Origin of the sequence: Chryseobacterium limigenitum, from assembly GCF_900114875.1 — a bacterium.
Taxonomy (GTDB): Bacteria; Bacteroidota; Bacteroidia; order Flavobacteriales; family Weeksellaceae; genus Chryseobacterium; species Chryseobacterium limigenitum.
The window spans coordinates 64,824-78,475 of the sequence record NZ_FPKW01000002.1 but is presented as its reverse complement, the minus strand read 5'-3'; the positions used below and the strand labels follow the sequence as shown (position 1 = coordinate 78,475).

General features: G+C 34.8%; 13 protein-coding genes. 9 read left to right on the top strand and 4 right to left on the bottom strand.

From position 1 onward, the window contains the following. The 5 genes from BT156_RS03065 to BT156_RS03045 all read left to right on the top strand — a co-directional run bounded on the left by BT156_RS03065 (nucleotide 1) and on the right by BT156_RS03045 (nucleotide 2,939). The gene (locus tag BT156_RS03065) at nucleotides 1-408 is read left to right on the top strand and encodes a RapZ C-terminal domain-containing protein (RefSeq protein ID WP_072407124.1); all 408 of its coding nucleotides are present in this window, start codon (nucleotides 1-3) and stop codon (nucleotides 406-408) included. 62 nt (nucleotides 409-470) lie between these two features. Next, nucleotides 471-1,184 carry a nucleotidyltransferase family protein gene (locus tag BT156_RS03060; RefSeq protein ID WP_072407122.1) on the top strand — a complete coding sequence of 238 codons (714 nt, stop codon included), beginning with the start codon at nucleotides 471-473 and terminating at the stop codon, nucleotides 1,182-1,184. Nucleotides 1,185-1,192: 8 nt separating this feature from the next. Continuing rightward, nucleotides 1,193-1,945, top strand: a complete 753-nt coding sequence (locus BT156_RS03055) for an LOG family protein (RefSeq protein WP_139255410.1) — start codon at nucleotides 1,193-1,195, stop codon at nucleotides 1,943-1,945. 58 nt (nucleotides 1,946-2,003) lie between these two features. Then, the gene (locus BT156_RS03050) at nucleotides 2,004-2,474 is read left to right on the top strand and encodes a DUF6702 family protein (protein ID WP_228429965.1); all 471 of its coding nucleotides are present in this window, start codon (nucleotides 2,004-2,006) and stop codon (nucleotides 2,472-2,474) included. Nucleotides 2,475-2,537: 63 nt separating this feature from the next. After that, complete coding sequence (locus BT156_RS03045) at nucleotides 2,538-2,939, top strand: DUF6896 domain-containing protein (RefSeq protein WP_072407116.1); 402 nt, start codon at nucleotides 2,538-2,540, stop codon at nucleotides 2,937-2,939. Between the two features lie 49 nt (nucleotides 2,940-2,988). Here the strand turns inward: BT156_RS03045 and BT156_RS03040 are convergent, their stop codons facing one another. Next, nucleotides 2,989-4,299, bottom strand: a complete 1,311-nt coding sequence (locus tag BT156_RS03040; protein WP_072407113.1) for a M949_1556 family lipoprotein — start codon at nucleotides 4,297-4,299, stop codon at nucleotides 2,989-2,991. 35 nt (nucleotides 4,300-4,334) lie between these two features. Next, on the bottom strand, nucleotides 4,335-7,202 hold the full coding sequence (locus BT156_RS03035; protein WP_072407111.1) for a carboxypeptidase-like regulatory domain-containing protein: 2,868 nt from the start codon (nucleotides 7,200-7,202) through the stop codon (nucleotides 4,335-4,337). A 240-nt stretch (nucleotides 7,203-7,442) separates the two neighbouring features. Between BT156_RS03035 and BT156_RS03030 the strand changes: the two genes are divergently transcribed. Together BT156_RS03030 and BT156_RS03025 are read left to right on the top strand one after the other, a co-directional pair. After that, on the top strand, nucleotides 7,443-8,633 hold the full coding sequence (locus BT156_RS03030; protein WP_072407109.1) for an endonuclease/exonuclease/phosphatase family protein: 1,191 nt from the start codon (nucleotides 7,443-7,445) through the stop codon (nucleotides 8,631-8,633). A 48-nt stretch (nucleotides 8,634-8,681) separates the two neighbouring features. Further along, nucleotides 8,682-9,098, top strand: coding sequence for a DUF6146 family protein (locus BT156_RS03025; protein WP_072407107.1), 417 nt, complete (start codon nucleotides 8,682-8,684; stop codon nucleotides 9,096-9,098). A gap of 54 nt (nucleotides 9,099-9,152) precedes the next feature. Here BT156_RS03025 and BT156_RS03020 read toward each other — a convergent pair whose 3' ends face one another. Next, nucleotides 9,153-9,749 (bottom strand): superoxide dismutase, encoded by a 597-nt coding sequence (locus BT156_RS03020; RefSeq protein ID WP_072407105.1) that lies wholly within the window; start codon nucleotides 9,747-9,749, stop codon nucleotides 9,153-9,155. Nucleotides 9,750-9,950: 201 nt separating this feature from the next. Then, the gene (rho, locus tag BT156_RS03015) at nucleotides 9,951-11,861 is read right to left on the bottom strand and encodes a transcription termination factor Rho (RefSeq protein WP_072407103.1); all 1,911 of its coding nucleotides are present in this window, start codon (nucleotides 11,859-11,861) and stop codon (nucleotides 9,951-9,953) included. Nucleotides 11,862-12,005: 144 nt separating this feature from the next. On the opposite strand from rho, the gene BT156_RS03010 reads away from it, so the two are divergent. Then, a complete protein-coding gene (locus tag BT156_RS03010; protein WP_072407101.1) occupies nucleotides 12,006-12,395 on the top strand; it encodes a DUF4293 family protein in 390 nt (129 codons plus the stop codon). A gap of 168 nt (nucleotides 12,396-12,563) precedes the next feature. Next, on the top strand, nucleotides 12,564-13,484 hold the full coding sequence (locus BT156_RS03005; RefSeq protein WP_072407736.1) for a M28 family peptidase: 921 nt from the start codon (nucleotides 12,564-12,566) through the stop codon (nucleotides 13,482-13,484). The last annotated feature ends 168 nt before the right edge of the window (nucleotides 13,485-13,652 follow it).

Genomic DNA, 13,652 nt, shown 5'->3' with positions numbered 1-13,652 from the left:
ATGCTACACATAGACATCCACAGTTTTTCATACAAAAAAGGAGGAATTCCTAAAGACGAATCAGGAAACGGAGGAGGTTTCACTTTCGACTGCAGAGGAATTTTAAATCCCGGAAGAGTTGAAGAATATAAAATTCAGACAGGAAACGACATCGGTGTTCAGGAATATCTTGAAACAAAAACCGAAATGCCTAAATTTTTAGAATTAATAAAAAGCATCGTTTCCATCAACATCGATAATTATCTGTCAAGAGGCTTTGAAAATCTGCAGATCAATTTCGGATGTACAGGCGGACAGCACAGATCAGTATATTCAGCGATAAAAATTGCTCAGTTTATTGAAGAAAAATATGGCGAGAAAGTTGAGATCAGCCTTCACCATGACGAACAGCACCATCTGAATTCATAAATGATTAATTTAAACCGCTTATTTTTTATCAATTATCATTCATCACTTATCAATTATAAATAATGAAAGCTTTAATTTTTGCAGCAGGAAAAGGCACCCGTCTGAAACCTTTTACAGATCATCATCCAAAAGCTTTGGCTAAGGTGAATGGCATTCCGCTTTTAGAAAGAAATATTAACTATTTAAAAAGTTTCGGGATTAATGATTTTGTCATTAACATTCATCACTTTGGAGATCAAATAGTTGAATTTTTAAAGAAAAACAATAATTTCAATTGCAATATTGAAGTTTCGGATGAAGCCAATGAACTCTTGGAAACCGGAGGTGGTTTGATTTTTGCTAGAAGATTCCTTGATCATGGGGAAGATTTTTTGATCATGAATGCTGATATTTTAACCAACATCAATATCACAGATATGGTTAAATACCACAAAAAGATAAAAGATTTTGCTACTTTAGCCGTTTCGGATAGGGAAAGTTCAAGAAAACTGCTTTTCAACGATGAATTGGTTTTAAGAGGCTGGCTCAATGTACAAACCGGCGAGCAAAGGCTGGCAGAGTTCAATAAAGGATTCAAGGCTTTGGCTTTTAGCGGGGTGCATTGTATCAACCCTATCATTTTTAACAAAATAAAAAGAACAGGCAAATTTTCTGTTATGGAAGAATATCTGGATCTGATGCAGACCGAAAAAATACACGGTTTTGTACACGACAGCATCCTGATAGATGTAGGAAGACCAGAATCTGTAATAGAAGCCGAAAAACATTTTAAATAATCTTCATGATGGAACTTGATGGCACAAGGGATGAAAGTTTAGTAAATCCTGAACTTAATATTAACGAAACAAAACTTCACAACAGTTTAAAGCAAAAAGCCTGGGACGAGATCATTACCAAGGACAGCTGGATGGTTTTCAAGGTGATGGCAGAATTTGTGGACGGCTATGAAAAACTGGCTAAAATTGGCCCGTGTGTATCTATTTTTGGCTCTGCAAGACTAAAGCCGGAAAGTAAATATTACGAAATGGCCGTAGAAATTGCTGAGAAAATCACAAAAATCGGTTTCGGAATTATCACAGGAGGAGGCCCCGGAATTATGGAGGCAGGAAATAAAGGTGCTTTCAATGCTAAAGGAAAATCGATCGGTTTAAATATTGATCTGCCTTTTGAACAGCATTTTAATCCTTACATCAACAAGTCCTACTCCATGAATTTTGATTACTTCTTCGTAAGAAAAGTAATGTTTGTAAAATATTCTCAAGGTTTCGTCGTAATGCCGGGAGGATTCGGTACCTTGGACGAGCTTACGGAAGCAATGACGTTAATTCAAACCAACAAAATAGGGAAATTCCCAATCGTTTTGGTAGGTTCTGAATTTTGGAGTGGATTACTTGACTGGTTTAAAGAAACTTTGTTAAAAGAAAAAATGATCGCAAAAGATGATCTTGATCTTTACAGAGTGGTAGACACGGCTGATGAAGCGGTTGCACACATCAAAGCGTTTTATGACAAGTATTCTGTGAACGTGAATTTTTAATTGGCATATTATTTGTGAACTATAAACTACAAGCATGATTGTAAATCTATTAATTAGAATGAAAAAACTTTTATATATATCAGGAATATTAACATTTTTTGTGTTAATGAGTTTCATGAATGTAGACTTTTTCTCTTCAATGACTAAAGTTGATTATATTGATGGAAGCAAGACGTTGAAGTTTACCACAAAGATGAATACGAACCATATTTCGGATGCCATAAAAATAAATCCCAACACAGCAGGATTTGAAGCGGAAGTAAAGAAATATGTAAATAATAACTTTGACGTGTACGTTAATGGTTCTCCAAAGACAATTACCTTCACAGGTAGCCAAGTAAGCGGAGAAACAGTTTGGGTATATTTTGAAACCAGCGGAGTTTCAGACATAAGTACCTTAAAAATTAAAAATACAATACTTTTAAGCGCTTTTCCAAAGCAGATTAACCTGGTTAATATTGCTTATAAAGGAAGTCAGAAAACAATGAACTTCCAACGAGGAAAAGAAGTGAATGAAGTTTCTTTTTAAAAGAGAAAATTTAATTTAAATAATAGACCACTGTTTTTTGCAGTGGTTTTTTTGTTTTATTTTATGATAGAAAATATACTTTTAGATTATATAGTATTTATCAAAACTTTTGAGGATTTAATTCGATCAGAATATCAATTATCTCATGACCAAAGAATTACATCAGGAATAAATTTCTATTTTCAAAGAGAAAGTGAAATTGATAATTATAAATACAGATTTCATGGTGCTGGTTGCCGATTAGAGAAAGGTGATATCATTTGTGAATACAATTATTATATAAATGATATTACTTTTACATTATGGGCTATTAAACAATTCATTATCACAAATTCTAAGTATCAAAATGAAAGCTTAAGTGATAAATGTTTAGAATTAGAACTATACAAGTTTATAGAAAGTGGGCATTTATCTTGGAAAATAGAAGATGGAGTTGCATGGGAAATCTATCAATTCAATAAATAAAAAAACCGCCTTTTGGCGGTTTTTTTATATTTAATATTTATATGTTTTATTAGTTACCAACTACTCTTACGTTATCAAGCTCCCAAGTTGCAGCAGCTGTTGTTGTAGAAGTATATTTAAATGCAATACGAACATTTTTGTTTGCAAAAGCATTTAAGCTGATATCACCAGAATACGTCCAAGTATTGAATGCCGTATTATTAGGATCTAAAATCGCTGATAAAGGTGTCCAAGTAGTTGTAGTAGGATTGCCACTGTAGTTATCTGTTACAAAAACTTCAATAGGGCTTCCTGCATATCTTACATCCGTTTCAAAAGATAATGAAGCAGAAGTAAATCCTAGTAATGAAATAGGTTTAGAAATCAACCAGTCTTCATTAGCATTATTAACACTAGCAAAACCATTCATTACAACACAAGGCTTAGGATTTCCAAACTGTTGGATATTCCAGATCTGAGCTCCTGTAACGCTTACGGCATCCCAGTTGTCTGAAAGAACACCATCGAAACCTTCGAAGAAGAATCTTTTTCCTCCAAAGTTTACATCTTTAGTACTTCTTATAAGCATTTGCCAAGAAGTATTGTAACGGCTTACAACGAAAGTAAGATCACCTTTTCCTTCAGGTACCAAAGTAGAACCGAAACTAGCAAAACCAGAGTTTCTGATAATTGTAGCATTTCCCGCTTGATCCACGATATTTCTATCTGTATCAACTCCTGCTCCTGCTACATAATTTAGATATTTTTTACCTATTTCTCCTGCAGCAAACTGTACATTCGGAACTTTTACCAACATGTTGATATATTTTTCGTCCTGAGCAATTTTAAGAGTTGCTAAATCCAAAGGCTTCATTGCTGCGATATCAAGACCATTTCCTGTACAAACTCCTGAAACGTATCTGCTAACTAAAGATCCTGGAATTCTTCCGATATCAAAACTTGGATCTACTGAACCAAGTTTTACCGCTCCTCTGTCTGTTCCTAGTCTAAGACCTTTAGCATTGATTCTGATGTGCGCTCCTACAGGAAAATCTGCATAGTTACTCGCTCTGTCAACCTCAATTTGAAGACCTACTGTAGGATTTTCAGGTTTATCCTGGAATGAAATTGTTTTGTAGAAATTTCCGTTTTCATCAGAAGAAACTACATAACCGTCAAAGATTTGGTCAGTATTAATTAAAATATATCCTGTAGTCGGTGCCTGTGCTTTGAAAGCCGCCATTGTCATAGTGGTCGCAGCAAATTTATTCTCACATTTGATTGGTGGCGTATCCCACTCATCTTTTTGCACACAAGACGTAATAGAAATTGCTGCAAATGCAACTCCTGTTACTAAATTAAAATATTTCTTTATGTTCATTTTAATAATTTTTAAAGTAGTTATTCGTATTTTTCTTAAAATCTAAACTGTAAATTCACAAAATATGATCTTCCCTGAGTATACCAATATTTCGGAGCAAACAATGAAAATTCTCTGTCAAGATCCTGAGAAAAAGTAGGATACTTAGCATTTCTTGTTTGTTCGAAACCTCCTGTAATGTATCTTTTATTATCTAAAATATTATTAACAGATGCAGAAATCAGAACATAATATTTACCGATCACCCAAGATTTCCCTGCATTAGCATTGAAGAAGAATGAAGATGGTAATTTATTTGGTTCTAAAACTCTTCTAAGATCAGATTCTGTTAAACCGTAAAACGGTGTAGAAGAAGTACTGTTTTGAGTAAACGATTCTGTTCTCACCAATGAAGATGGATCAAGATAATTATCGTCAAAATAATTCCAGTTAGCACCTACCCACCAATATTTAGGGTTGTTATAACGAAAACCTAGTGAGAACGCCTGCTGAGGAGTTCCTCCCTGACGATAGTTTTTAATATAAGATTTACCTACACTTGTGTAAGAAAGCCCGTTGGCGAAAATACCTGCCGCATCTGAAGCAAAGTAAGTCATCGGATCATTTTTATAAGTGTACTGCCCATAACTAGCTAATCCCTGTAAAGATAAAGTAGGAATAACTTTAACATCAAATCCTAATTCTACTCCCATATTTCTTTTCTTAACATCAGTCATCACCTGAGTTACAAAAGCACTCTGCACGTTGGTTTGGTTACCATCTGCATCTACACTTTCCAAAGGGATACCATCAGCAAAGAATCTTTGTACTGTAGTTTCGTTGTTTGTGTCTACTAAGAAACCTGTTAATCTCATTTTCAAGAAAGGTGTAGAGATCACATAACTAAGGTCGTTAGCGTTAACAACCATATTCTTAACATTAGGAGCTGTAGATCCGTTTACCCTAGGGTTAATGAATAAATCTTCCAAGAATGGCGCCTGAGAATAATATGCTCCGTTGTATACAATGAAGTTTCTACCATTCACTTTATAGACAGCCTGTCCTTTCATTCCATAAGTCCAGAAGTTGTAATCTGCTCCTTTTCCTTTAGAATCTTTATATAAATAATGGTTGAATAATCCTTCTCTGCTTGAAGTAGAATATCCTGCCATCGCAGAAACAAATACATCAAACTTTCCTGTAGAGAATTTCAAACCCGGATTTACTTTTACTTCCTGTCTTCTGAAAATGTAGTCGTAAGTCATTCTATCACCTACTTTTTTCGTTACATTTTGTTCTCCTTCATTATATAAACCAGATTTCCCCGGTTGGTTTGTTGCCGCAAACGGGTCTTTGTTCAGCACAAAATCAGCACCTAGAAGATCATTTACTTCTCTGTATTGCTCAGAACGGTAGTTTTGATAAGATACGTTTAATAAGAATTTAGTCGTATCATTAAAATTGTGAATAAAATGCGTTGCGGCATTCCATATTTTATCATCGCTTACGTCATTTACAAGATAATACAAAGCTCTCTTTCCTGTTTGACCGTAATAATTGTCAACAGGCTGCTGCATATTTCTTCTGTAAAGTCTGTCCCAGTTTAACTGAGTAACATTCGGATCTCCAGACTGCCATCCTGCCAATGAAGTCTGATACGCATCCTGAGACGTCGTTGTAACTCCGTTTGGACCTAAAACAGAAGCATTAGGATCTAAAGAATCATAATAACTTGGTAGGTTTCTGTAATAAGTTGGTGATGGATTTTGTACATTCTGCCAATCTAAACGAGATCCTTTATCTTTACCAAACTGATAAGAAACAGACGTCCAAAGACTTGATTTTTTATTGATTTTCCAGAAATCCTGAAGCTGGAATAAAGGCTGAAAACCTTTTCTTACTCTCTCACTTCTTTGCTCGCCATCCTGATATCCCCAATAAGAATTATAATGTACACCTCTGTAATCATAAACCTCCTGAGTACTCGGACTCGCTGTAGATCTTCTGTAAGGCGCACCGATAGCATTAAATGTTATAGTGTGCTTATCACTGAATTTTTTCTCAATACCAACGTACGCGCCGTAAGCATCATAGAAAGTTCCTTCCTGAATTCCTTCTTCTGCCCATCTTCTGGCTCCCATTACCGTAAACGCCCATCCTTTTTTGCTCATTCCTGAGGTATATCTAAGAGATGTTCTGTTTCTGTAATTTCTGTTCGTTAAAGATTGAGTAAACTGGAATCCTTTTCTATACTCACTAGCCTTCGTATTTTTATAAATAACCGAGCTGTTTCCACCGAATGCATATTCTGATGGTGAATGATTTGCTGAAATTTCAGGGTATCTTGTGATCTCGTTAAGACCACCCCAGTTTCCAAAGTCAACATTACCGTTATCAGATTTAACCATAGAAACACCATTTAACATGGATTCTCCTGATCTTCCGTCAATTCCTCTTGGACGGAACCAGTAAAATCCTAAATCAAATGCCGCGATTCTGCTGAAGACATCCTGAGAAGACTGTAGCAAACCTACTGTAGAAGCCTGGCTGTTACTGCTATCGTCATCATCATCGCTGTCTATGATTGCCAATCCCTGATCTGCATTTGTAAGGGTAGGATAAAGAGTAATTGCTCCTAGATCCTTTCTTTTCTCGTCACTGATTACATCAAACTCCATTACTTTTGTTTCGTAATTCGGTTTCGCAATCATAATCTGGTAATGCCCCGGCTGCAAATCAACAAACTGGAAATATCCAATTTTATCGGCCGTTACATCATTGTCGCTCCCTTTAAGATCTACTTCTGCCCTTTCAACGGGCTTCCCATCAGCATCTTTAAGATACGCAAATACAGTAGTCTGCGCAAAATAAAATGAAGCAGGAAGTAAAGTAAATAAAGAGACTAATGATAGTTTTTTAATCATGAGTATATTATTTTTTTTTAAATACTTTTTACCTTAATTATCAATAGGTTAAAACTTGGGGGCACAAATTTAGTCAAAATTTATAATTAACAACTTTTTTAACATTATTTTTTCTTAACATTGCAAGCTTTTAAGATAAAAGCAGGTAGCTCTTCATTAAATTATTATAAATTTACAAATAATTAAAACTGAAAGAGTTAAAAAAAAGTAAATTTGTCGATTAATTAATTTTAATATTAAATGAGAAAATTTTTAAGTTTCATTGCCGTGATTTGTACGGTAATGACTTTCGCACAACAGCAAGGTAAATTAAGAAAAGTTGCCGCAGTAGGTTTTTTAAATGTAGAAAACCTTTGGGACACGATACGTTCCGCAGATTATATAGACGGCACGAAAGACATAAAAAATCCGGCTTTTCACAGAAGTATTCCTTTGGATTCCATTAAATTTTTAGAGGCCGAAAAATATGACGGAAACTGGAGCGACAGTTCTTTAAAAGGTAAAAAAGTAGTAAGATATCAAAGTGGTTCTGAAGAGTTTACACCCAGCAGCGGTAAAAATTACAATACTAAAATTTACAACGCAAAATTGGCTAATGAAGCTAAAGTAATCTCCGAACTTGGTTCACAATACACGAAAACAGCTCCCGCAGTTGTTGGTTTAATTGAGGTTGAAAACAGACAGGTTATCCAGGACTTAATTAAGCAACCGGCTTTGGCAAAATTCGATTACGGAATTATCCATTACAACTCTTATGACTACAGAGGAATTGATGTTGCTTTGATCTATCAAAAAAGAAGATTTACGGTAACAAATTCTCTAAAAAAAGAACTGAAAGTTTACGGTGACGACGGAAGAAGAGAATACACAAGAGATATTTTGGTAGTTACAGGTTTCCTTGATAATGAAAAAGTGGCATTCTTTATGAATCACTGGCCTTCAAGAAGAGGTGGTGAAGCGATTTCTTTACCAAAAAGAAATGCAGCTGCAGCTTTACTGAAACAGCAAATGGACAGTATAAGAACAGCAGATCCATCAACGAAACTTTTTGCCATGGGAGATTTTAACGATGACCCTGTGAGTTCAAGTTTAAAAAATCATTTAAAAGCTCAGGCGAGTCCTAAAGATTTAAGCGATGCAAATCCTTATCTTAATTTGATGTATCCATTGTATAAAAAAGGAGTTGCTTCTTTGGCTTATCAGGATGCGCCAAACTTGTTTGATCAGATTATTGTTTCTAAGAATTTGATTTCCGATCAGGTAACGAAAGAATATTCTGTTTTTAAAGCTGAAATTTATGCTCCGGCATATTTAGTTAATAAAGAAGGAAATTATAAAGGCTATCCTTTCAGATCCTGGAATGGGGATCAATTTACGGGAGGTTACAGTGACCACTTTCCGGCATTTGTCATTCTTCAAAAAGAACCTTAAAATATAAAGCACTCGATTCGGGTGCTTTTTTTGTGTAACTTTATGAGCATGAAAAATTTAATTTTAATATTATTTATCATATTTATTCCTTTTAGTTGTTCATCACAAACCAGCCCTAAAAGTGATCCGGAAAAATCAGAAATGAAACCTGAGAAGAATGATGATGGCGAATGGGATATTACCGTAATAGACACCCAATTTGATTATTTTCTGAGCGCCATTGCAAAACCGATGAGCCAATATTCAGAATCTTATTTAAAAACTAAAAATACATTTCTGGTAAGCGAATGGAACTCATATTATACATCCGGACGATACCGAAATGTTATTGAATCTTCCATAGATTATGATCCGAAAGAAAATTATGGCCTAAAATTCGAATATAAGCTGTATCAGGTTTTTGCATATGTAAACTGGAAATACGGATTACGCATGAACGGACTTTCCGGAAGTGATGCTATATGACAATAAAAAAGGTTCAGAAAATTCTGAACCTTTAATTTTTATATTGTCTGAAGATTATTTGTTGAATAATTCCTCAACTTTATCCCAGTTTACAACAGAGAAAAACGCTGAAACATAATCAGGTCTTCTGTTTTGGTAATTTAAATAATAAGCATGCTCCCAAACGTCTAATCCTAAAACAGGAGTTCCTTTAATGTCCGCAACAGGCATTAACGGGTTATCTTGGTTTGGAGTAGAAGAAACAGAAACAGAACCGTCAGCATTTTTAACTAACCAAGCCCATCCAGAACCAAATCTAGTTTTAGCAGCCTCAGAAAAATCTGTTTTGAATTTTTCAAGACCACCGTAAGTCTCGATAGCCGCTTTTACGTTTCCTACAGGCTCATTGCTTCCCCCTGGAGTTAAAATTTCCCAGAATAAAGAGTGGTTGAAGTGACCTCCACCGTTATTTCTTACTGCAGGCTTGTCAGTTCCAGTCTGGCAGATCTCTTCGATCGTTTTTCCAGCTAATTCTGTACCTTCAATTGCTTTATTTAAATTGTCGATATATGCTTGGTGATGCTTTGTATGGTGAATCTCCATAGTTCTTGCATCAATAGTTGGCTCTAATGCATCGTAAGCATATCCTAATTTTGGTAATTCAAATGACATAATTTTATTTTTAATGTTATAATTCAAAGTTAGCCAATAAATGACCGATTATCAAAAATTGGGGATTATTTTAATAAATCTTTAACATTGATATAGTAGATTCTATAATACTTTTAATTAAAAAATTTAAGTTTAGAAAAAATCAAAACAAAAAGCACAGATATAAAACCTGTGCTTCTCATTTAACAATATTAAATTAAATTATTTATTCATGGACATCAAGAACTCTTCATTATTTAAAGTTCCTCTGATGTTTTTATTTACAAATTCCATTGCTTCAATAGGATTCATTTCAGAAAGATATTTTCTGAAGATCCACATTCTCTGCGAAGTAACCTCATCTAGCAATAAATCGTCTCTTCTTGTACTTGAAGAAATAAGATCAATAGCTGGATAAATTCTTCTGTTTGCAATTTTTCTGTCTAATTGAAGCTCCATGTTTCCGGTACCTTTGAATTCTTCAAAAATAACTTCATCCATTTTAGAACCTGTATCAATAAGTGCTGTTGCAATAATCGTTAAAGATCCACCGCCTTCAATCTTTCTAGCCGCACCGAAGAATCTTTTCGGCTTGTGAAGAGCATTTGCATCAACACCTCCTGAAAGAACCTTACCGGATGCAGGCGTTACCGTATTGTAAGCTCTTGCTAATCTTGTAATTGAGTCTAATAAAATCACAACATCGTGTCCGCATTCAACCATTCTCTGAGCTTTCGCTAAAACAAGGTTGGCCACTTTTACGTGCTTATCTGCCGCTTCATCAAATGTAGATGCAATAACTTCTGCATTTACACTTCTTTCCATATCGGTAACTTCTTCAGGACGTTCGTCGATCAAAAGAACCATCATATATACTTCCGGGTGATTGGATGCAATAGAATTAGCAATATCTTTCAACAACATCGTTTTACCGGTTTTCGGCTGTGCAACGATCATTGCTCTCTGCCCTTTCCCGATTGGCGCGAATAAATCAACAATTCTTGTAGAAAGCGTTGAATTATCTCCTGCCAGGTTAAATTTCTCTTCAGGGAAAAGTGGAGTTAAATATTCAAAAGCAACACGATCTTTTATAAATGCAAGATCACGGCCGTTAACTTCTACTGGTTTTAATAAAGAAAAGTATTTTTCACCTTCTTTTGGAAGTCTTACGATACCTCTTACCGTATCACCAGTTTTCAACCCGAAATTTCTGATCTGTGCTGTTGAAACATATACATCATCCGGAGAAGAAATATAACTGAAATCTGAAGAACGTAAAAATCCGTAGTTATCCGGTAATATTTCTAAAACCCCTTCAATACTTACCATTCCATCAAAATTGAACTCTTTTCTGTGTTGTTCATGATGGTCTTCGTTTCTGTCAGAATGCCTGTTTTGATTTTGATTAGGGTTCTGATTCTGATTCGAATTTTGGTTTTGATTTTGCCCTTGGTTAGGATTTTGAGCCTGTCCATGATTAGGATTTTGATTTGAACTCTGACCTTGGTTCGGGTTTTGGTTTTTATGTTGGTTTCCACTGTTCTGTGGATGGTTTTGTCCTTTTTGAGGTCTGCCCTGCGGTTGTCTTTGGGCGTTGCCAGGCTTTTCTTCTGCAACAGGAGCAGATTCCTGAGGTTCTGTATTTTTAGGAGCTTGCGTTTTTTCCTGAACAGGGTTTTCTACATTGCTTGTATTTGTAGGAAGCCTTTTTCTTTTTTTCCTTGCTGCTTCTGCCTTCGCTGCCGCATCATCATCATTTGCAGTTTCAGCTTTTGGAGCTTGAGGTTTTACTTCTTCGGAAACAATTTCTTTTTCAACAGCTTTTTCTTCTTCTTTTGGTTTTGTTTCTACCGGAGCTTTTGCCTCAGGCTTTGGTTTTGGCGTCCTTTTCGGAGCAGCCTTTTTTACAGGAGCTTTCGCTTCTTTCTCTGGCGGATTTTCTTCAGTATTCATACTGCTTTCTGTGGCGTTGAAATAATCTTTTGCAACTTTAGGGTTAGAAGCCTGAAAATCAAGAACTGCAAAGATTTTATCATTCTCATTGCTGTTTCTTGCAACTTTAACGCCCAAATCCTTTAAGATTTTAGTCAGTTCCGTTACGGATTTTGACCTTAACGTTTCTATGTTAAACATATTTAATGTAAAAATGTAATTAATTGTGAGTAAGAAAAGTAAGTCCGGTGACTATTGTTTTCAAGTACATTGTATAATGCAAATCTACACTTATTTTTGAATTGTGCAAAATTTATACTACTTTTGCCTAGAATTAAATATTCAATGCTACAAAGAATACAGACTATATGGGTTTTTCTGGCAGTTTTAGCTGCTGTGTTTCTGTTCGTTACAGGACAAGATGTTGCCGTTTTCGGTACCATTCCTGTGATAAATATTGGTAGTGTGGTACTTGTTTTGGTTGGATTACTAAGTGTATTCAGCTTTAAAAACAGAAAAAGACAAATTTTGCTGAATCATATCAGCATCATTATAAACGTTTTGTTGATTGGTGTATTGGCGTACTGGATACTAAGCTTACCCGGAGGAATTCAACTTCCTGAGAAGGGTATTGAGCCGATTTTTCCTTTGATAGCGATTATCTGTCTGCTTATTGCAAACATTTACATCCGTAAAGATGAGAGGCTCGTGAAATCTGTAGACAGACTTCGATAACCTAAACAACGATTTTTTGAGTAGAACAGCTTCTTTTTAGGAGCTGTTTTTTTGTTTTTGATTTCTAATTTTTTCTTTTCTCCCACAGATCAGTGGGAAACAAAATTTATACAGCTTATTGCAACATTTTATTTTAAATTGCGACAGATTATTAAAATTTATCTATTCATGAAAAAACTAGCTTACCTTACTCTATCCCTTTTCTCAGCATTTACTTTCGCACAGGAAGTTTCTAAGGAAAGAATAAATACTGTAATTTCAACGTTGGCATCAGACGAAATGAAAGGCCGTGAAATCGGAACTCCTGAAAATGATAATGCAGCAAACTATATTGCAAAGCTTTTCAAAGAAAATAATTTAGAATATTGTACAGGAAATTCTTATTTGGTGCCATTTACTTATAAAGGGAAAACTGTTTATAATGTTTGTGGTGTTCAAAAAGGAAAAACTGATAAATATCTAGGTTTCTCAGGACATTTCGATCACATCGGAATGAACAATAAAAGTGGCGATAATATCTATAACGGAGTGGATGACGACGCAAGCGGAATCACAACCTTAGTCGGAATCTCAGACTATTTTAAAAATAAAAAACCTGAATTCTCAATGGTTTTCATGGCATTTAATGGTGAAGAAAAAGGAATGCTGGGTTCTACAGCAATTGCTGATGATAAAAATTTAGATAAAATTTACAATAATTTATATGCTCTTTTCAATTTTGAAATGGTAGCTACAGAATCTCAATTCGGGAAAAATGCAGTTTTCATGACGGGTGATGAATTTTCTGATCTTGATGAGCTTTTCAATAAAAGTGCAGTGAACGGATTAAAAATCAACGCCGATCCTTATGCTTCTGAACAGTTATTTTACAGATCAGATAATGTCAACTTTGTGAAAAAGAAAATTATTGCTCACTCAATTTCTACAGCTGATATGACTAAAATTAAACATTATCACCAAGTGAATGACGATGTAAACATAGTTGATTTTGATAATATGAGTCAGATTATCAATAATTTCGGGAAGACACTGGAAAAATTGAGTCCTAAGAACTTCGCTCCGAAGTATAATGATAAGGTGAAATTTTAATAAAGAATAAAAGAGCGTTACCCTATAAAAGTAGCACTCTTTTTTTTAAATATAGATTTTAACAAAATCACGTTGTAACAAAAAAGATTCTATTGGGACATATTAATTAAAGTAAAATAGGATTTAGAACGTCTTATCATTATATTTTAATTAATTTTGCTATCCAAT